Annotated in this window: 18 protein-coding genes; 6 read left to right on the top strand and 12 right to left on the bottom strand. The window is 74.3% G+C overall.

The annotated features are described in order from the left end of the window. Positions 1 to 56: 56 nt before the first annotated feature. Both ABUL08_RS23190 and ABUL08_RS23195 read left to right on the top strand, forming a co-directional pair. Complete coding sequence (locus ABUL08_RS23190; RefSeq protein WP_350932078.1) at positions 57 to 3056, top strand: LppU/SCO3897 family protein; 3000 nt, start codon at positions 57 to 59, stop codon at positions 3054 to 3056. 162 nt (positions 3057 to 3218) lie between these two features. Beyond that, a complete protein-coding gene (locus tag ABUL08_RS23195; protein ID WP_350932079.1) occupies positions 3219 to 5051 on the top strand; it encodes an NHL domain-containing thioredoxin family protein in 1833 nt (610 codons plus the stop codon). Between the two features lie 202 nt (positions 5052 to 5253). On the opposite strand, the gene ABUL08_RS23200 is transcribed toward ABUL08_RS23195, so the two are convergent. Genes ABUL08_RS23200 through ABUL08_RS23210 form a run of 3 tightly spaced genes read right to left on the bottom strand, consistent with a single transcriptional unit; the run spans position 5254 to position 7467 of the window. Further along, the gene (locus tag ABUL08_RS23200; RefSeq protein ID WP_350932080.1) at positions 5254 to 6003 is read right to left on the bottom strand and encodes a LamB/YcsF family protein; all 750 of its coding nucleotides are present in this window, start codon (positions 6001 to 6003) and stop codon (positions 5254 to 5256) included. Next, positions 5987 to 6856: a 5-oxoprolinase subunit C family protein gene (locus tag ABUL08_RS23205; RefSeq protein WP_350932081.1), complete on the bottom strand. Its 870-nt coding sequence runs from the start codon at positions 6854 to 6856 to the stop codon at positions 5987 to 5989. The genes ABUL08_RS23200 and ABUL08_RS23205 overlap by 17 nt, the downstream gene beginning before the upstream one ends. Continuing rightward, entirely contained in the window at positions 6853 to 7467 is a 615-nt protein-coding gene (locus ABUL08_RS23210) for a 5-oxoprolinase subunit B family protein (RefSeq protein WP_350932082.1), read from the bottom strand. The genes ABUL08_RS23205 and ABUL08_RS23210 overlap by 4 nt, the downstream gene beginning before the upstream one ends. 107 nt (positions 7468 to 7574) lie before the next feature. Here ABUL08_RS23210 and trhA point away from each other — a divergent pair, with 107 nt between their 5' ends. Continuing rightward, positions 7575 to 8252, top strand: coding sequence for a PAQR family membrane homeostasis protein TrhA (trhA, locus tag ABUL08_RS23215; RefSeq protein WP_350932083.1), 678 nt, complete (start codon positions 7575 to 7577; stop codon positions 8250 to 8252). Between the two features lie 69 nt (positions 8253 to 8321). Here the strand turns inward: trhA and ABUL08_RS23220 are convergent, their stop codons facing one another. After that, positions 8322 to 8609: a DUF6458 family protein gene (locus tag ABUL08_RS23220; RefSeq protein ID WP_350932084.1), complete on the bottom strand. Its 288-nt coding sequence runs from the start codon at positions 8607 to 8609 to the stop codon at positions 8322 to 8324. A 116-nt stretch (positions 8610 to 8725) separates the two neighbouring features. On the opposite strand from ABUL08_RS23220, the gene ABUL08_RS23225 reads away from it, so the two are divergent. Beyond that, positions 8726 to 9256 carry a SixA phosphatase family protein gene (locus ABUL08_RS23225; protein WP_350932085.1) on the top strand — a complete coding sequence of 177 codons (531 nt, stop codon included), beginning with the start codon at positions 8726 to 8728 and terminating at the stop codon, positions 9254 to 9256. Positions 9257 to 9318: 62 nt separating this feature from the next. Here the strand turns inward: ABUL08_RS23225 and ABUL08_RS23230 are convergent, their stop codons facing one another. The 4 genes from ABUL08_RS23230 to ABUL08_RS23245 all read right to left on the bottom strand — a co-directional run bounded on the left by ABUL08_RS23230 (position 9319) and on the right by ABUL08_RS23245 (position 13656). Continuing rightward, complete coding sequence (locus ABUL08_RS23230; protein ID WP_067300694.1) at positions 9319 to 9588, bottom strand: DUF6458 family protein; 270 nt, start codon at positions 9586 to 9588, stop codon at positions 9319 to 9321. A gap of 209 nt (positions 9589 to 9797) precedes the next feature. Next, positions 9798 to 11654, bottom strand: coding sequence for an acyl-CoA dehydrogenase (locus tag ABUL08_RS23235; protein ID WP_350932086.1), 1857 nt, complete (start codon positions 11652 to 11654; stop codon positions 9798 to 9800). 129 nt (positions 11655 to 11783) lie between these two features. Beyond that, entirely contained in the window at positions 11784 to 12911 is a 1128-nt protein-coding gene (locus ABUL08_RS23240; protein WP_350932087.1) for a PP2C family protein-serine/threonine phosphatase, read from the bottom strand. 100 nt (positions 12912 to 13011) lie between these two features. Beyond that, positions 13012 to 13656, bottom strand: a complete 645-nt coding sequence (locus ABUL08_RS23245; protein ID WP_350932088.1) for a septal ring lytic transglycosylase RlpA family protein — start codon at positions 13654 to 13656, stop codon at positions 13012 to 13014. A gap of 206 nt (positions 13657 to 13862) precedes the next feature. Between ABUL08_RS23245 and ABUL08_RS23250 the strand changes: the two genes are divergently transcribed. Further along, the gene (locus tag ABUL08_RS23250; RefSeq protein ID WP_350932089.1) at positions 13863 to 14405 is read left to right on the top strand and encodes a phosphoribosyltransferase family protein; all 543 of its coding nucleotides are present in this window, start codon (positions 13863 to 13865) and stop codon (positions 14403 to 14405) included. A gap of 19 nt (positions 14406 to 14424) precedes the next feature. Here the strand turns inward: ABUL08_RS23250 and ABUL08_RS23255 are convergent, their stop codons facing one another. Continuing rightward, entirely contained in the window at positions 14425 to 14940 is a 516-nt protein-coding gene (locus tag ABUL08_RS23255; protein WP_350932090.1) for an alpha/beta hydrolase, read from the bottom strand. Between the two features lie 107 nt (positions 14941 to 15047). Between ABUL08_RS23255 and ABUL08_RS23260 the strand changes: the two genes are divergently transcribed. Beyond that, positions 15048 to 15476: an ASCH domain-containing protein gene (locus ABUL08_RS23260; protein ID WP_350932091.1), complete on the top strand. Its 429-nt coding sequence runs from the start codon at positions 15048 to 15050 to the stop codon at positions 15474 to 15476. 66 nt (positions 15477 to 15542) lie between these two features. Here ABUL08_RS23260 and ABUL08_RS23265 read toward each other — a convergent pair whose 3' ends face one another. Genes ABUL08_RS23265 through ABUL08_RS23275 form a run of 3 tightly spaced genes read right to left on the bottom strand, consistent with a single transcriptional unit; the run spans position 15543 to position 17974 of the window. Then, entirely contained in the window at positions 15543 to 16424 is an 882-nt protein-coding gene (locus tag ABUL08_RS23265; protein WP_350932092.1) for an LLM class flavin-dependent oxidoreductase, read from the bottom strand. Between the two features lie 58 nt (positions 16425 to 16482). Next, positions 16483 to 17046, bottom strand: a complete 564-nt coding sequence (locus ABUL08_RS23270; RefSeq protein ID WP_350932093.1) for an NUDIX domain-containing protein — start codon at positions 17044 to 17046, stop codon at positions 16483 to 16485. Positions 17047 to 17080: 34 nt separating this feature from the next. After that, on the bottom strand, positions 17081 to 17974 hold the full coding sequence (locus ABUL08_RS23275) for a LysR family transcriptional regulator (protein ID WP_350938793.1): 894 nt from the start codon (positions 17972 to 17974) through the stop codon (positions 17081 to 17083). Positions 17975 to 18090: the final 116 nt, after the last annotated feature.

Below are 18090 nucleotides of genomic sequence, written 5' to 3' on the forward strand. Positions count from 1 at the left end.
TGCCGACGGTCCCCGATCGGCATCGGCGGCCGACATGTGATGGAGGAGGCGCACCCATGACGTCCGAGGCCCCGCACCGCCCTGGCCAGGAGCCGGGCGAGGTGTCGCCGGGCGCAGGTGGACCGGCGCCGTACGGCGACCGCCCCGCGCACCAGGACAACGGGTATCCCGCCGCCCCCGACCTCGGCTGGGCCCCGCCCCCGCCGACCGGCCGCGCGACCCCGCCCGCCCCCGCCTGGGGACCGGACGAGCAGTCCGGCGCACCCGCCTGGGGCCAGCAGGCCGACCAGCCGGCGACCGCCACCTGGGGTGCCGCACCGGCGCCGTCGCAGGGTGAGCCCGGTGGCTGGAACCCGCCCGCGAACCCGCCTCGTCCCACCTGGACGGGGCGGGAGCAGAGCGGCCCCGCCTGGGCCGACGCCCCGCAGGGCGACCAGTCGCCGCCCGCCTGGTCGACCCCGCACGAGCAGCCCGGTGCCGCCTGGGCCGGCGCACCCGCCGAGCAGCCCGGTGCCGCCTGGGCCGGCGCGGCCGGTGGGCCGGGCGAGCAGTTCCGACCCGACCGGGCGCAGGCCGGCGAGACCGGAGCCCGGGGTGCGGCGCAGGTGCCCGCCCCGGCACCGCAGCAGCAGGACGAGCCGGCCCGTGGCTGGAACGGCGCATCCCAGCAGGACGAACCCGCCCGCTCCGGCGGTTGGCAGCCGACCGCCGAGGGGCAGGACGACCACTCCGGCGGCTGGCCCGTCGGCGCCGCCGCCCAGCCGCAGGACGGCCCCGCCCGACCGGTCGCCTGGCCGGTCGGCGGCGACCAGCCCGACTGGCCGCAGCAGGGTGGGCAGGGCTGGGCCCAGGCCGGCGAGCCCGCCGCCCGCGGAGCCGCGCAGGTGCCCGCCCCCGCGGTGCAGCCGCACGAGGCGTGGGCGACGCCCACCCCGCAGCAGCAGGAGGACCCGGCCCGCTCCGGCGGCTGGGCCGCCGGCACGCCGGCCCGGCAGGACGACGGCGACCGCGCCTGGAACCCCGGCGCCGGTCACGAACAGGACGAATCCGTCCGCTCCGGCGGCTGGGAGGCCGCTGCCGCGACCCCGCGCGACGACGACCCGGACCGCTCCGGCGGGTGGGCCGCCGGTCGGGCCGCCGCCCGGGTGGAGCAGCAGCCGTCCTGGGGTGCCCCGGAGAACTCCCCGCCCGCACAGGGCTGGAACGACGCGCCGCAGCAGCAGGAACGCCCCACCCCGGACTGGGCCGACCAGGACGAGCCGGCGCAGTCCGGTGGCTGGGCGGCGGCCGCCGTACCGGCGCGGGAGGAGCGGCCGGAGGCCGACGGCTGGACGCCGCCGGGCAACGCCCGGGCCAGCGCCTCCGTGCCGGCCGGTGACGCACCGCCGGCCTGGGCCCCCGCCCCGGACGCCGAGGCGCCCCAGTGGAACCGCCCCGAGCGGCCGGCCGTCCCCGAGGGCGAACCGTGGTCGCCGGAGGAGGTGTGGGGCCGGGCCGCCGAGGCCGAACCCGCACCGGCCGAAGCCACCGGCTGGGACCAGGGCCGCGCCGAGGAACCCGCCCCCTACCAGCCGACCCTCGGTCCGGGCATCTCGCCGGCCAACGCGGTGCCACTGCCGCGCCAGGAGCAGCGGGTGCCGGGTGCCAGCCTGGCCGCCGCGCCGCCGGCCGACTACGCCCCGCCGGCCCAGTTCGGCCCGGCGGAGCACGGCGGTGCGCCGCAGGCGTACGAGCCGCAGCAGGCGGGCGGCTGGGGCGGGGCCGAGCCGTCGCACGAGGAGCCGCAGTCGCCGGCCGGTCCGGCGGTGCCCACCCCGCGTACCTCCCCCGAGTCGGGGTCCGGCGGCCGGGCGTCCGTACCCCCGGCGGAGGCCGGCGGGGCGGGCAGCGTCTCCGCGAGCGCGTCCGTGCCGCTGGCCAGCCGGGTGATGCCCCCCACCGACCAGGCCCTGCGGCCCGGCGGCACGTCGGCCCCGCAGCCCCGGGTGTACGGCCGACCGGCCCGCCCGAAGCCCGAGGAGGCCCCCGGGCCGGACGCCCCGGACGGCGGCTACCCGGAGCAGGGTGGACAGCCCCGCTTCGACGAGCCCGACCGGCCGCAGAACGGCTTCACCGAGGCACCGCCGGTGCCGTCCTCGCCCGCCGGCCCGCCGCCGTTCCCGCCCGGCGTGCCGTCGTTCGTGGACCCGCCCGGCAACAACCGCCCGGTCAACGGGGTGCACCCGCACAACGACGAACGTCCCGCCGAGCCGTTCGGCGGCCCCGGCCGCCCGGGCGACCCGTTCGGCGGACCCGGTGACCCCTTCGCCGGCCAGGGCGGTCCCCGTGACCCGTTCGCCAACGACGGCGGTCCCCGTGACTCCTTCGCCAACGAGGGCGGTTCCCGTGACTCCTTCGCCGGCCAGGGCGGTCCGCGTGCTCCGTTCGGCACGCCGGGCGGGCCCGGGGACCAGTTCGACGGTCCGAACGGTCCCGGTGACCCGTTCCGCGGGCCCGGTGCTCCCGGCGACCCGTTCGGTGGGCCGGGTGGTCCCGGCGACCCCTTCGGTACGCCGGGTGGGGGCCGCGCGTCGGTGAACGGCGGGCCGGGGCAGGGTGGCTTCCCCGGCGGCTTCCCGCCGCCCTCCCAGACCGCCCCGCCGGCCTGGCAGCAGCAGGGCCCCGGCGGCGGCGAGTCGGACCAGGGCCGCTTCGACGCGTTCAAGCCCGAGGCCGAGCCGAAGACCGAGGCGCCCGCGCCGAAGGTGCGCAACGGACGGGTGCTGGCCCTGGTGCTGATCGCGGCGGTGCTCATCCTGACCGTCCCGCTGGGCCTGCTCGCCCTGCTGGGCAAGCTCGGCGGCGACGACAAGCCGGCCGCGTTCGAGGTGGGCTCCTGCGTCAAGCAGTCCGGCCAGACCGTGGTCGCCGTCGACTGCGGTCAGGCGGGCGCCTTCACCGTCGTGTCGAAGGTGGACGCCAACGAGAAGTGCCCCGACCCGGCGCAGCCGACCGTCGAGCTCAAGGGCGACGTACCGAACAAGTTGCTCTGCCTGAAGCCGGCCGCCACCAAGTAACCAGACCACGAGTTCCCGCCGTAGCGGAAGCGCCCGTCCCGACCTCGGGACGGGCGCTTCGCGTCTCCCGGTGCGCGTTCCCGGGCTCAGGCCGGTCTCGCCGGCAACGGGAGACCGCCGGCCGCCCGAGCCGGCGGCGTCGGCCATGGCAGGCTTGTCGGCATGAGTGCACGAGTACGCGCCCCCGAGCTGCGCGGTCGGGGCTGGCTGAACACCGGCGGCAAGGACCTGAAGCTGACCGACCTGCGGGGCCGCATCGTCCTGCTGGACTTCTGGACCTTCTGCTGCATCAACTGCCTGCACGTGCTCGACGAGCTGCGCCCGCTGGAGGAGAAGTACGGCGACGTGCTGGTCGTCATCGGCGTGCACTCGCCCAAGTTCGAGCACGAGAAGGACCCGGACGCGCTCGCCGCGGCCGTCGAGCGGTACGGCGTGCACCACCCCGTCCTCGACGACCCCGAGCTGGACATGTGGCAGCAGTACGCGGCGAAGGCCTGGCCGACCCTCTCCGTCGTCGACCCCGAGGGTTACGTGGTCGCCACCATGGCCGGCGAGGGGCACGCCGAGGGGCTGTCCCGGCTGGTCGACGACCTGATCGCCACCCATGACGCGAAGGGCACTCTGCACCGCGGCGACGGCCCGTACGTCCCGCCGGCCGAGCCCGAGACCACCCTGCGTTTCCCCGGCAAGGCGGTGGTGCTCGACGGCGGCAACCTGCTGGTCTCCGACTCGGCCCGGCACTCCCTGGTCGAGCTGGCCCCGGACGGCGAGAAGCTGCTCCGCCGGATCGGCTCCGGTGCCCGAGGCCACGCCGACGGCCCGGCCGAGACCGCCACCTTCTCCGAGCCGCAGGGGCTCTGCCTGCTCCCGGCGCACGCCGCCGAGGTGGCCGGGTACGACCTGGTCGTCGCGGACACCGTCAACCACCTGCTGCGCGGGGTGAAGCTGGCCACCGGTGAGGTGGTCACCGTCGCCGGCACCGGCCGGCAGTGGCGCTCGACGGTCGACGACCACGCCCACGACGCCCGGGCCGCCGACCTCTCCTCCCCCTGGGACGTCGCCTGGTACGACGACCGGGTCGTCGTGGCGATGGCCGGCATCCACCAGCTCTGGTGGTTCGACCCGATCAAGCGGACCACCGGCATGTACGCCGGCACCACCGTCGAGGCGCTGCGCGACGGCCCTCTGCCGGACGTCTGGATGGCGCAGCCCTCCGGCCTCTCCGTCTCCGCCGACGGCACGCGGCTCTGGATCGCCGACAGCGAGACCAGCGCCGTCCGGTACGTCGAAGACGGCGTCCTGCACACCTCGGTCGGGCAGGGCCTCTTCGACTTCGGGCACGTGGACGGGCCGGCCGACCGGGCCCTGCTCCAGCACCCGCTGGGCGTGTGCGCGCTGCCCGACGGCTCGGTGCTGATCGCCGACACGTACAACGGCGCGGTACGCCGCTTCGACCCGGAGACCGACCAGGTGGCCACGGTGGCGGACGGCCTGGCCGAGCCGAGTGACCTGGTGCTGACCGCCGACGGCGAGGTGCTGGTGGTCGAGTCGGCAGCGCACCGGCTGACCCGGCTCGCCCCGGGCGCGCTGACCGCCGCCGGGGCGAACACGGTGGACGGCCCCCGGCACCGGCTGGAGCGCAAGCCGACCGACGTGGCGGCGGGTGAGCTGACCCTGGACGTGATCTTCACCCCGGCGCCCGGCCAGAAGCTGGACGACACGTACGGCCCGTCGACCCGGCTGGTGGTCTCGGCGTCCCCGCCGGAGCTGCTGCTGGAGGGGGCGGGGACCACCACGGACCTGTCCCGCCGGCTGGTGGTCGACGGCACGGTGGCCGGGGGCGTGCTCCAGGTGACCGCCCAGGCCGCCACCTGCGACGCGGACGTCGAGCACGCCGCCTGCCACCTCACCCGGCAGGACTGGGGCGTCCCCGTCCGCGTGGTCGACGGCGGCACCACCCGCCTCCCCCTCATCCTCCGCGGCCTCGACACCTGACCCCCGCCCTCCCACCCCGCCCGCCCTCCCGCCCGAGGCTTCCCGCAGTTTCACGGAATCAGTGGCTTCCGAACGCAGAATGGCCACTGATTCCGTGAATTCGGCGCGGCGGGCGGGGGCGCGGCGCGCGGTGCGGGGGCGCGGCGCGCGGTGCGGGGGCGCGCGGATGCGGGGCGCGGAGGTGTGGAGGCGCGGGAGGGGGTCAGGCGAAGGGGGTTAGGGGGACGTTGGCGGCGATCAGGGCGGCGCGGACGAGTTCGGCGGAACGGACCGCGCCGGGGGTGTCGCCGTGCAGGCAGATGGACTCGACCTGGCAGGGGACGACGCTGCCGTCGACCGCGACGACGGTGCCCTCGGTGGCCATCCGGACGGCCCGCTCAGCCACCTGCTCCGGGCCGGTGACCAGGGCGTTCGCGGCACTGCGCGGCACCAGCGAGCCGTTGGGCCGGTAGTTGCGGTCGGCGAAGCCCTCGGCGACGACCCGGAGTCCAGCGCCGACGGCGAGCTGGGCCAGCACCGAGCCGGGCGGGCAGAGCAGCGGCAGCTCGTAGTCGTATCCGCTGACGGCGGCGACCAGCGCGGCGGCCTGGGCCTCGTCGCAGGACACCGCGTGATAGAGCGCCCCGTGCGGCTTGAGGTAGCGGACCCGGGTGCGGAACAGTCGGCAGAACGCGTCGAGCGCGCCGAGCTGGTAGATCGTCTCGTCGCGCAGCTCGGCGAAGTCGTACGCGATGGCCCGGCGGCCGAAGCCGGCGAGGTCGCGGTAGCCGACCTGGGCCCCGACCGCGACGCCGCGCCGCGCGGCGCCCTCGCAGACCCGGTGCATGGTGGCCGGGTCGCCGCCGTGGAAGCCGCAGGCCACGTTGGCGGAGGTGATGAGGCCCAGCAGCGCCTCGTCGTCGCCGAGCCGCCAGATGCCGAATCCCTCGCCGAGGTCAGCGTTGAGGTCCATGGAACCTGACCGTAGTCCCTGGGCGGGCCTGCGCGAGCCCGGTCACGTCGGGCACCACCCCGATGACGGGGTATCCGCCGGTGGTGGGGTGGTCGGCGAGGAAGACCAGCGGCTGTCCGTCGGCCGGCACCTGCACCGCGCCGAGCACCAGTCCTTCGCTCGGCAGTTCCCCGGCCACCGCGCGGGGCAGGGCCGCGCCGGTCAGCCGCGCGCCGACCCGGTTGCTCACCGGACTGACCGTGTACGCGCTGCGCAGCAGCAGGTCCAGCGCGGCGGGGGTGAACCAGTCGTTCCGGGGGCCGGGGTGCAGGGTGAGCCGGAGTTCGGCGGGGACGGCCGGCAGCACCACCTCGTCGACGGGCGCGGGTGGCCCGTGCGCCGGGTCGAGCGGCAGCCGGTCGCCGTCGCGCAGCGGGGCCGGACCGAGGCCGGCGAGGGTGTCGGTGGACCGGCTGCCCAGCACCGGCGGCACGGCGATCCCCCCGGAGACGGCCAGCCAGGTACGCACCCCGGCGCGGGCCGGGCCGACCCGTAGCACCGCCCCGGCGGGGAGCGCGAGGACCCGTCCCACGTCGGCCGCGCGCTCCGCGCCCGCGTCGGGCGCGTACCGGATGCGGAGGTCGGCGGGTGCGCCGGTGAGGGCGACGGCGACGGCCCGGGTGAACCGCAGCGCGCAGCCGGTCAGGGTGATCTCCAGGCCGGCGGCGGTCTCCGGGTTGCCGACGAGTCGGTTGGCCAGCCGCAGCGCCGCCGGGTCGAGCGCGCCGGAGCGGGGCACGCCGAGGTGGGCGTACCCGGGGCGGCCCTGGTCCTGCACGGTGGTGAGGGCACCGGCCCGGAGCACCTCGATCATGTCGGGTCGACCAGGCGGACCCGGGTGCCGGGGGTGAGCCGCGCCGGCGGGTCCGCGTGCACGTCGAAGAGGACCAGGTCGGTCCGGCCGACCAGCAGCCAGCCGCCGGGGGACGCGGTGGGATAGATCCCGGCGTACGGCCCGGCGAGCGCCACCGACCCCGCCGGCACCCGGGGGCGGGGGGTGGCCAGCCGGGGCACGGCCAGCCCGGCCGGCAGTCCGGTCAGGTACGCGAAGCCGGGCGCGAACCCGCAGAACGCCACCCGGAACTCGGTCTGTCGCAGCCGCCGCACCACCTCGGGCACCTCGACGCCCCAGTGGTCGGCGACGAGGGGCAGGTCGTCCCCGTCGTACACCGTGGGGACCCCGACCTGGTCGGCGGCGGCCGTGGTGGTGGAGGGGCGGGGCGTCCAGCCGGCGATCAGCGCGGCGACCGCCGCCGGGTCGGCCACGCCGTCGAGCAGGACCGTGGTGGCGGCCGGGACGATCTCGACAGCCTTCAGGTCGCCCGCGTCGCGGCGGCGCCACAGCTCGGCCCGCCAGGCCTGCACCTGGTCGGGGTCGTCGCAGTCGAGCAGCAGGGCGTGCGCGCCGACGGGTCGGATCCGCATCCCGCCATACTCGCGGACTCCGGTGGCGACCAGGGTCCTCCATCCGGACCGGCCCCGTGAAGCTTCACCATACTGAAAAGTAACCTACGGTGCCGTAGCCTGATGGCGTGACCACCTCCGCACCGCTTCGGCTCAAGCCGGTCGACATCGGTAAACCCCGGATGCGCGGCTGGCTGCACACGTACGCGTTCTTCGTCGCGGTCGTCTGCGGCATCGTCCTCTGCTCGATCGCGGCCAGCCGGCCCGGCTGGGCGCCCCTGGTCAGCTGCCTCGTCTACAGCCTGACCGTCTGCGGGCTCTTCGGCACCAGCGCCCTCTATCACCGGCGGGTCTGGTCCGAGCGCGGCTACCAGATCATGCGCCGGATGGACCATTCGATGATCTTCGTGTTCATCGCCGGCACGTACACCCCGTTCTGCGCCCTGCTGTTGGACACCCGGCACGCCACCATCATGCTCAGCCTGGTCTGGGGTGGGGCGCTGGCCGGGGTGGCGGTGAAGCTGATCTGGCCGCACGCGCCGCGCTGGGTCTCCGCGCCGCTCTATCTCGCGCTCGGCTGGGTCGCCGTGACCATGCTGCCGCAGATCCTGCACGAGGGCGGGGTCACCGCGCTGGTGCTGCTGAGCGTCGGCGGCGTGATCTACAGCGTGGGCGCGGTCTTCTACGCCCTGCGCCGGCCCAACCCGTGGCCCACCGTCTTCGGGCACCACGAGTTCTTCCACGCCTGCACCCTGCTGGCCGCGATCTGCCACCACATCGCGATCTACTTCGCGCTCTTCTCCTGACCTCGCTCCCACCTGCGGACAGAGTTCGAGGGCCCCGCCACGTTGCGGGGCCCTCGAAGTCTCTGCGGATCAGGCCGGGTAACCCGGGCGGCGCACCTCGCGGTACTCCTCGCGCACGACCCGGTCGTCCTGCACCGGCACGACCGGCTCGGTGACGACCCGCTGCCGCACCGGCGCGGCGACCACCGTACGACGACGGGTGTTCCAGAAGTAGAGGGTCGTGCCCAGACCGACGAGGCCGACCAGCATCAGCACCCAGCCGACGACGTTCAGGTCGAGCCATCCCAGGTCGGCGTTGACGGCGAACGCGAAGATCGCGCCCAGTGCGATCAGGAAGATGCTGGCACCGATGCCCATGACGTCGCCTCCTTGGCGTTCTGCTGGCGTTTCCCACCCGCCGCGGCCATGGATGAGGTAGCGGCATCCATCGACTTACCCAGGCGTTCTGATCGCCAATCAGGCAAGCTGTGCAGATGACGGACGGCAGGAACCAGGAGCGCACTCTGGTGCTGCTCCGGCACGCCAAGGCCGAACAGTCCCCGGGCACCCCGGATGTCGAGCGCCGGCTGACGGCCCGGGGGCACGCCGACGCGGCCGCCGCCGGCGCCTGGCTGGCCCGGCACGGGCTCCTCCCCGACGTGGTGCTCTGCTCCGCCGCGCGGCGGACCCGGCAGACCTGGCACGGGGTGGCGCTGGGCATGACGGGATCCCCGCCGGAAGGGGGACCGACGGGGTCGTCACCGGTGGTGCGCTACGAGCAGGCCGCGTACGAGGCGAGCCCGGAGGAGCTGCTGGAGCTCGTCCGGTCGGTGGCGCCGACGGCCGGAACGGTGCTGCTGGTGGCCCACAACCCAGGCATCTCGCTGCTCTCCGCCCTGCTGGACCCGGAACGGGCCGACCAGGACGGCCTGCGCACCACCGACCTCGTGGTGCACCGGCCGTCCACCGCCTGGCCCGACCTCGTCAGCGCCCCCCTCACCACCCGCCACACCGCGCGCGGCTGAGGCGGCCGTTTCCGTCCGGCAGCCGCTTCCTCGGCGGGGTGCAACCGGGGGGGCGCTCCGGGTCAGGACGGCGGGGCCGTGGGCGGCGGCGGGTCGGGCGGCGGGGGCATCATCGCGGTCGGGTGGGAGAGTCGGTTCTCCTCCACGATCAGCGTGCGTGCCCGCTTGCGCCGGTCCTGCCAGAACCACAGCGTGGTGAGCAGCACGGCCAGCCCGGCCAGGATGAACACCCAGCCGACCGCACGCAGGTCGATCCACCAGACGTTGGCCCGGATGGCGAAGGTCATGATCGCGCCGAGCGCGATGAGAAAGATGCCGCTACCAATGCCCATGTGCGCTGCACTCCCCTGTGCGGTGGCCCTTGGGCGTACTCCTGACGTGGTCCGCGACGGTTACCCGCCAGGCGGCCGACCTACCACCGGCCCCGAACCGCATTTCCCGCCCGGCGACCTGGCGGCGGACGGGGCAGGGGGAAGCACGACGGCGGCCGGCGAGCTGTCGCTCGCCGGCCGCCGTCGTCAGTACCGGGTCCCCGAGGGGATCAGAAGGCCTCCTCCGGGAGGTCCATGATCTCCAGGTCGGCGCCCTCGATGATCCGCCGGTCGGCGCCGATGCGGGGCAGCACCTCGCGGGCGAAGAACCGGGCGGCGGCCACCTTGCCGGTGTAGAACGCCTTGTCGGTGGTGGAGACCTCGCCGCCCAGCGCCTTCAGCGCCACGTCGGCCTGCTTCTGGAGCAGCCAGCCGACCACCAGGTCGCCGATGGCCAGCAGGAACCGGCGGCTGCTCAGGCCGACCTTGTAGAGGGCCCGGGTGTCGCCCGCCTGGGCCTCGCCCATCCAGCCGGTCATCACGCCGAGGATGTTCTGGATCTCGGCGAGCGCCTTGCCGAGCGCCTGCCGCTCCTCCTTGAGCTGGCCGTTGCCGCCCTCGGTGGCGATGAACTCCTGGATCTCGCCGGCGACCGCCATCAGGGCCTTGCCGTTGTCCCGGACGATCTTCCGGAAGATCAGGTCGAGGCTCTGGATGGCCGTGGTGCCCTCGTACAGGGTGTCGATCTTGGCGTCCCGGACGTACTGCTCCAGGGGGTAGTCCTGGAGGAAGCCGGAGCCACCGAAGGTCTGCAGCGACTCGTGCCCGAGCAGCTCGTACGCCCGCTCCGAGCCGACGCCCTTCACCAGCGGGAGAAGCAGGTCGTTGACCCGCTTGGCCAGCTTGGTGGCCTTCTCGTCGCCGGCCGCCTCGGCGATGGCGACCTTGTCCTGCCAGGAGGCGGTGTAGCAGACCAGGGCGCGCAGGCCCTCGGCGTACGACTTCTGGAGCAGCAGCGAGCGACGCACGTCCGGGTGGTGGGTGATGGTCACCCGCGGGGCGGTCTTGTCGGCCTGCTGGATCAGGTCGGCGCCCTGGACCCGGTTCTTGGCGTACTCCAGGGCGTTCAGGTAGCCGGTGGAGAGGGTGGCGATCGCCTTGGTGCCGACCATCATCCGGGCGTACTCGATGATCATGAACATCTGCCGGATGCCGTCGTGCTTCTCGCCCAGCAGCCAGCCCTTGGCCGGTACGCCGTGCTCGCCGAAGGTCACCTCGCAGGTGTTGGAGACCTTCAGGCCCATCTTGTGCTCGACGTTGGTGGCGTAGACGCCGTTGCGCTCGCCCAACTCGCCGGTGGTCTCGTCGAAGTGGTACTTCGGCACCACGAAGAGGGAGAGGCCCTTGGTGCCCGGGCCGCCGACGCCCTCGACGCCGACCGGACGGGCCAGCACGTAGTGGATGATGTTGTCGCTCAGGTCGTGCTCACCGGAGGTGATGAAGCGCTTCACGCCCTCGATGTGCCAGGAGCCGTCGGGCTGCTGGATCGCGCGGGTGCGGCCGGCGCCGACGTCCGAGCCGGCGTCCGGCTCGGTGAGCACCATGGTCGAGCCCCACTGCTTCTCGATGAAGAGCCGGGCCCACTTCTTCTGCTCCTCGGTGCCCTCGACGTGCAGCACGTGCGCGAAGGACGGGCCGGAGGCGTACATCCAGACGGGGGCGTTGGCGCCGAGCACCATCTCGGCGAGCGACCACCAGAGGGCGCGCGGGGCATTGGTGCCGCCCAGGGCCTCGGGGAGGTCCAGCCGCCAGAACTCGGAGTCCATGAACGCCTGGAACGACTTCTTGAACGACTCCGGCAGCGGCGCGGTGTGCGTGGCCGGGTCGAAGACCGGCGGATTGCGGTCGCTGTCCGTGTAGCTGGCGGCCAGGTCCTCGCGGGCCAGGCGGTCGACCTCGGAGAGGAAGCTGCGGGCGGTGTCGACGTCCAGGTCCGTGTACGGCTCCTGGCCGAACGTCCGGTCCGCCCCGAAGACCTCGAACAGGTTGAACTCGAGGTCCCGAAGGTTGCTCTTGTAGTGGGTCATGCTCGCTGGCCCCGCTTCCGGACAGGTGTTACCGATCAGTAACCCCGACTGTATTACTCGCGGGTAGGTAACGACAAGCCGATCGAGGAAGTGACAGCAATTACACACCTCCGGTTCACCGGAGGATGCTCAGCTCTCCGCCGCGCCGACCTCCCAGCTCGGCACGGCGGCGGTCGGGGCCGGCCGCGACCCGGTGTACTCCATCAGCACCAGCGCGATGTCGTCGTCCAGCCGGCCGTGCACCCACTCGACCAGCGCGGTCTCCAGCGACGCCAGCCCGTCGCCGACCGTGCCGTGACCGAGCAGCCGCCAGGCCCGGTCGGCCGTCGGGAAGAACTCGCCGTCCCGGCGCGCCTCCCCCAGTCCGTCGGTGAAGAGCAGCAGGCGGTCGCCCGGCTCCAGCCGCTCCACCCGGGGGCGGACCACCGGCATGAACCCGAGCGGCGGGGCGGGGGCGGGCGGTTCGAGCGGGATCACCGCGCCCCGGCGCAGCAGCAGGGGTGCCGGGTGTCCGCAGTTGACGATGGTGAGCGTGCCGCCCCGCTCCTCGACCAGCGCCGCCGTGACGAAGTCCTCGTCACCCACGTTGCGGGCCACCGCGCGGTCCAGGTCCGTCACCACCGCCCGCAGGTCCGCCCGCTCGTACGCCACGTGCCGGTAGGAACCGAGCACGATGCTGGCGAGCCGGACCGCGTCCAAACCCTTGCCCCGGACGTCTCCGATGATCATGCGGACGCCGTACGGGGTGTCCATCGCCTCGTACAGGTCGCCGCCGATCTCGGCGGTCGCCGTCGACGAGATGTACCGCCCGGCCACCGAGAGGGTGCCGACCTGCGGGCCGAGCGGCCGGAGCACCGCCTGCTGGGCCACCGCGGCGAGCTTGGACAGCTCGGCGATCCGTTCCGCCTGCCCCTCCCGGACCGACGCGACCGCCGCGGCGATCCCGGTGGCCAACGCGATGCCGGCGACGTTGACCGCGCTGACCAGCGACATCGTCTGCTCGGCGAGGGCGAAGGCGGCCCCGATCAGGGTGGCCAGCGCGCCCACCCCGAGCACCACCCGCCACGAGGCGAGCGCGGCGGCGAGGAAGGGTGCGGCCACCATCAGCGCCACGTAGTGCGCCGGTCGGCCGTCGGCGAGTTCCGCCGCCGAGACGAGCGCGAGCAGCGCGAGGGCCGCGCCGAGGCCGGCGCGGGATCCGGGGCTCAGTGGGCCGCGGCCCGACTGGAAGGGATGCGTGCGTACATCGAACAGCATGCCTGATGGACGTGAACAGGTGAATGAACCTGGCCCGACGTCCGAGAACGTTCTGCCCGGGCGGACGCCTCCGCCGGCCCGATCGCCGTCGGTCACCCGATCAGCCGAGCACCTCGTACTTCACGTCCACCTCGCCGAGGTCGACGGAGGCGATGGCCGCGAAGGCGGCCCGGGAGAGGTCGATGCAGCGGCCGTCGACGTACGGACCGCGGTCGTTGATCCGGACGATGACCGACTTGCCGTTGGCCGGGTTGGTCACCCGGACCCGGGTGTTGAAGGGCAGCGTCTTGTGCGCGGCGGTCAGCGCGTCGGGGTTGAAGGTCTCCCCGTTGGCGGTCATCTGACCCTCGTCGTAGAAGGACGCGCCGCAGGAGCCGCTGTCGACGACCTTGACGGCCGGGGCGGTCTTCTTCGCCGTGGCGCTCGGCCGGGGGCTGGCGGTCCGCACCTTGCTCCGGGACGCCGCCTGGGTCCGGGTCACCTTCGGGCTGGGGCTGGCGGTGGTGGCCGTCGGCGAGGGGCTGAGGCTCGGCGCGACCGACGCGCTGGGCGAGGGGGACGCGGAGCTGGGGGCGAGGGTGCTGGGCAGCGCCTCGGCGACGGCCGCCTCGGGCTCGGCGGGGCCGGAGGTCAGCTGGACCGCACCGACGGTCCCCCCGACGGCGAGCGCCACGCCGACGGCGGCGGTGGCCGCGATGCCGGCCGGCGAGGAGAATCTGCGGGTACGGAAGTGCCTACCAGCCACCGGCCAGGTCCTTTCATCAGCTGAACAAACCGGGTCGGACCGTAACGAGAGAAGCACTTCCGAAGTCAACGTGATCATGGTGCTATGCCCGCATTTACCCTGGTACGTGTAGCCGTTCGGAGGATGCCGACTGGCCCGGTCGGGGGAAGGACCGCTGGCCGCAGCCGGTGGGTGATCGCACGGCATCGGTGCCTCAGGATGGTCTCGTGCTGAACGATCGTCTGGTCGAGCTGTTCCGCTGGGTCGACCCGGGCCCGCAGGCCGGTCACCTGGTCAGCGACGTCTCGGGCTGGTGGCGCGACCCGGAGGTGCTGGCCGCGCTCGGGCCCGCCCTGGTGGCGCCCTTCCGACCGGCCCGCCCGACGGTGGTGCTCGCCCCGGCGGTCACCGGCGTGCTGCTCGGCCCGCTCGCCGCGACCGCCCTCGGGGTGGGCTTCGTGGCGGCGTACAAGGCCGGTGACGGGCGACTGCCGGCCGGGGCGGTGACCTGGGCGCAGAGCCCGCCCGACTTCCGGGGCCGGCGGGTCACCCTCGGCGTCCGGGACCGGCACCTCGGCCCCGGGGACCGGGTGCTGCTGGTGGACGACTGGGTGGCCACCGGCGCGCAACTGCGCGCCCTGCACGACATCTGCGCGCGGCGCGGCGCCGAGGTCGTGGGCACCGCCGCCGTGGTCGCCGACTGCCCACCCGAGGTCGCCACCGAACTCCGGGTCCACGCCCTGGTCGACGCCGCCCGGTTCCCGGCCTGACCGGTGCCGGCCGGGCGGCTCAGCCGACGAACTCCTCCACTGCGGTGCAGACGCGGCCCAGCACCTCGGCCGAGCGCGCCAGCGGGCCGGGCACGAGCAGGGAATGATCCGCGTCGGGGATCTCCAGCACGTGCGGGGTGAGCCGGCGGGCCTCCCGGCCGTCCCAGAGTGAGTCGGCCGTGCCACCGACCAGCAGGAACGGCTCCGCCGCCCGGCCCAGCGCGTCGGTCACGTCGGCCCGGTGCAGCAGCGGCGTGAGCCAGACCGCGCGCAGCCCGCGCTCGGCGGCCAGCGGGGCGGCGAACGAGCCGAGCGACTTGCCGACCAGCAGGTCGGTCCGCGTACCGAGCGCCGGGGTCACCTGCTCGGCCACCCAGGGGGCGGCCCGGTCGCCGCCGAGGTCGTGGGGCACCTGCCAGGTCACCTCGTGGGTGCCGAAGCCGCGCCGACGCAGCGCCTCACCCAGATAGGCGAAGAGCGGGCCCCGGGTGTCGTACCCCCGGCCCGGAACGAGCACCGCGCGCCGATCCGCCATGGTCGCCTCCTCGTGGTCCCGACCGCCCTCACGCTAACGCCGACGGGTCGCCGACGGCGGCCCGAAATGCCGCGACGCACCTTCAGCCGGCGGCTAGCCTCGGCAGGATGTGGCCTCGGATCGGTGGACTCCGCACGCTCGCCCTCGGCACGCCCGGCGAGCTGCGCGCCTCCCTCAACACCCTCGTGCTGACCGGCGTGAAGACGGCGACCGCCGGCCTGACCACCGAGTACGCCGAGGAGAACGAGGAGCTGGAGCAGGTCGGCGAACGGCTCGCCCTGGTCGACGACCACGACGCGCTCGTCGGCGTGGTCGAGGTGACCGGGGTCGAGGTGGTCCGGTTCGCCGACGTCCCGTGGGACTTCGCCCGCTCCGAGGGGGAGGGTGACCGCTCCATCGAGGAGTGGCGGGAGGGCCATTCCGGCTACTGGGCCCGGCAGGGCACCCCGGTCACCGACGACACCGAGATCGTCTGCATCCGGTTCCGCCTGGTCTCCACCGGCGACGCCGTCACCACCGGCGACCTCAGCACCTGAGGCACGAGGCGGCACCCGGTCGCCACCGCCGTTGAGGCGCCGGACGACACCGGGCAACACCGCCGCTCAGGCGCGACGCAGCTCCGGCAGGAGGCGGGTGGCGACGTCGACCAGGATCGCCTCGTCGCCGGCGTACCAGCTGCTGGCTCGGGGCCAGTGGGTGACGACGTCGGTGAAGCCCAGCCGGGCGGCCCGGTCGACCTGGTCGGCGAAGAAGTCCGCGCTGCTCAGCGAGAAGACGGGGGCCGAGTCGAGGGAGAGGTAGCGGTCGAGGGTGGCCGGGTCGCGCCCCACCTTGTCGAGCGTCTCGTCCAGCCGGGCGGAGATCTCCGCCACCGTCGACCACCAGCCCTCGACGTCGTCGGCCTCGGCACCCGTGGTCACCCAGCCCTGCCCGAAGCGCGCCACCAACCGCATCGAACGCGGACCGTTGGCGGCCAGCACGAACGGCACCCGGGGCTGCTGCACGCAGCCGGGGTTGCTGCGGGCGTCCACCGCCGCGAACCAGTCGCCGCGCCAGGTGGTCCCGTCCCCGCGCAGGATCTCGTCGAGCAGCTCGGTGAACTCCGCGAACCGGTCCACCCGCTGCCGGGGCGGCAGGGTCTCCCCGCCGAGCACCGTCGCGTCGAAGCCGATGCCGCCGGCCCCGAGCCCCAGCAGCAGCCGGCCGCCGGACACGTCGTCCAGCGCGGTCACCTGCCGGGCGAAGGCGGCCGGATGCCGGAAGTTGGGCGAGGCGACCAGGGTGCCCAGCCGGATCCGAGAGGTGACCGTCGCGGCGGCGGCCAGCGTCGTCACCGAGTCGAACCAGGGACCGTCGACCAGGTCCCGCCAGCCCAGGTGGTCGTACGTCCAGGCGTGGTCGAAGCCCCACTCGTCGACCTGCCGCCAGCGGCGCTGCGCGTCGGACCAGCGCTGGTCGGGGAGGATCACGATGCCAATCCGCATGATCGCCAGGGTACGCGGACCGGCGGCGCGTGCGGCGCAGTCGCAGGCGCCTTCGGGGTCAGGTGGACACCTTGGCCAGCATGCGACCCAGGTGCGGTTCGAGCCTTCCCGGCTCCGCGCCGGTCACCTCCTGCGGCGTCCACCACCGGACGCTGCGGAACTCACCGGCGTCCGGGACCAGCTTCTGGTCGCGGCTGCCGCTGAGCACGAACCAGAGACTCACGTCGGTGTGCCGCTCCTGCGGCGGCCCGACCGTCTCCGTCACCGTGAGGAAGGCCGGACGCTCGCCGAACTCCGGCGCGAAGACGGCCGGCACGCCCAGCTCCTCCACCATCTCCCGGCGTACGGTGTCGGCGGGGTGCTCGCCCGGCTCGACGTGACCGCCACTGGGCAGCCATCTCCCGGCCAGGCGGTGGTCGACCAGCAGCACGCTGCCGTCCGCCGCGTCGCGCAGCAGGAAATAGGCCACCAGGTGCGGCGAGGGGGTGCGCGGCTTCTCCCGCCGGAAGATGTCGTCGGTCGTGGCCAGCCAGGCCAGGCACTCCGCCCGGTGCCGCACCTCCAGCGCGTCCACCGGCGTCAACGACTCGACCAGCGCCCGGATCTCCGCCTCCACCCGCATGCCCCGGATGCTGCCAGCCGGGTCCGACACCCCGTCAGCCCGTCGGTGACGGATTCGCGTCGACCGCGGCGCGGACGAACTCGCGTACCCGATGGGTGGTGTTGGTCTCCCGCCACACCGGACCGCGCCGGATCGGCGGCGCGTCGTGGATCGGCACGTAGGCCACGTCCGGGCGCGGGTAGTACCGCCGGGTGTGCGCACCCACCGGCAGCACACCCCTGCCCAGCGCCACCAGGGAGAGCATCTCGGAGAAGGTGGCGCCCGCCGGGCCCTTCGGCACCGGCCGCCCGGCGGGCGTCCGATCCGGCGTACGGTCACGCTTGAACCCGTCGGAGGTCACCGCCGGATACTGGATCACCGGATGGTCGGCCAGCACCTCCAGCGAGACCGATTCGGCACCGGCCAAGGGGTGACCCGCGGCCACCGCGAGGACCCGGTCCTCCGCGATCAGCGCCGGGCCGCACGCCATGCCGTCGAAGGGGTACGACGCGAGGAGCACGTCGATCGAGCCGTCCAGCAGGCTCGACCGGGTATTCGCGAGCTGCGCCTCGTGGACGTGCACCGCGCAGTCCGGGTGCCGCTCGGTGAAGAGGCTGACCGCCCGGAGCAGCACCGGTGCCGTCCACTCGCCGAGGAACGCCACCCGCAGCTCGCCGGTGACACCCCGCCCGGACTCGACGGCCCGCCGGACGGCGTCCTCGATGCCGGCCACCAATGGGCGCAGGTCGTCGGCGAGGCGTGCCCCGATCGGGGTCAACCGGACCACCCGGCTGGTGCGTTCGAAGAGCGGCGCGCCGATCCGGCGTTCCAGCTTCTTGATGACGTGACTGATCCGGCCGGTGGTGACCCGCAGCCGCTCGGCGGTCCGTCCGAAGTGCAGCTCCTCCGCGAGGGTCAGGAAGGTCTCGATCTCGTGCCGCTCCAGCAAACCCGACCCCCACCGTTGAATCTGGTTCACCGATCGTAGTCCGATCACGGCTTGGTCCGGATCACCGTCGCGACGATCGTGGAGGACGTCGGATCCGCCGGACGAGAGAAGGCCGC

Source organism: Micromonospora sp. CCTCC AA 2012012, assembly GCF_040499845.1.
Taxonomy (GTDB): domain Bacteria; phylum Actinomycetota; class Actinomycetes; order Mycobacteriales; family Micromonosporaceae; genus Micromonospora; species Micromonospora mangrovi.

What these genes read in the sequence shown, in the direction of transcription:
- ABUL08_RS23200 (WP_350932080.1), bottom strand. Translation starts at nt 6,003, where the DNA reads ATGGACCTCAACGCTGACCTCGGCGAGGGATTCGGCATCTGGCGGCTC.
- ABUL08_RS23220 (WP_350932084.1), bottom strand. Translation starts at nt 8,609, where the DNA reads ATGGGCATCGGTGCCAGCATCTTCCTGATCGCACTGGGCGCGATCTTC.
- ABUL08_RS23265 (WP_350932092.1), bottom strand. Translation starts at nt 16,424, where the DNA reads ATGCGGATTGGCATCGTGATCCTCCCCGACCAGCGCTGGTCCGACGCG.
- ABUL08_RS23260 (WP_350932091.1), top strand. Translation starts at nt 15,048, where the DNA reads ATGTGGCCTCGGATCGGTGGACTCCGCACGCTCGCCCTCGGCACGCCC.
- ABUL08_RS23235 (WP_350932086.1), bottom strand. Translation starts at nt 11,654, where the DNA reads ATGACCCACTACAAGAGCAACCTTCGGGACCTCGAGTTCAACCTGTTC.
- ABUL08_RS23230 (WP_067300694.1), bottom strand. Translation starts at nt 9,588, where the DNA reads ATGGGCATTGGTAGCGGCATCTTTCTCATCGCGCTCGGCGCGATCATG.
- ABUL08_RS23225 (WP_350932085.1), top strand. Translation starts at nt 8,726, where the DNA reads ATGACGGACGGCAGGAACCAGGAGCGCACTCTGGTGCTGCTCCGGCAC.
- ABUL08_RS23240 (WP_350932087.1), bottom strand. Translation starts at nt 12,911, where the DNA reads ATGCTGTTCGATGTACGCACGCATCCCTTCCAGTCGGGCCGCGGCCCA.
- ABUL08_RS23195 (WP_350932079.1), top strand. Translation starts at nt 3,219, where the DNA reads ATGAGTGCACGAGTACGCGCCCCCGAGCTGCGCGGTCGGGGCTGGCTG.
- ABUL08_RS23255 (WP_350932090.1), bottom strand. Translation starts at nt 14,940, where the DNA reads ATGGCGGATCGGCGCGCGGTGCTCGTTCCGGGCCGGGGGTACGACACC.
- ABUL08_RS23190 (WP_350932078.1), top strand. Translation starts at nt 57, where the DNA reads ATGACGTCCGAGGCCCCGCACCGCCCTGGCCAGGAGCCGGGCGAGGTG.
- ABUL08_RS23205 (WP_350932081.1), bottom strand. Translation starts at nt 6,856, where the DNA reads ATGATCGAGGTGCTCCGGGCCGGTGCCCTCACCACCGTGCAGGACCAG.
- ABUL08_RS23270 (WP_350932093.1), bottom strand. Translation starts at nt 17,046, where the DNA reads ATGCGGGTGGAGGCGGAGATCCGGGCGCTGGTCGAGTCGTTGACGCCG.
- ABUL08_RS23210 (WP_350932082.1), bottom strand. Translation starts at nt 7,467, where the DNA reads ATGCGGATCCGACCCGTCGGCGCGCACGCCCTGCTGCTCGACTGCGAC.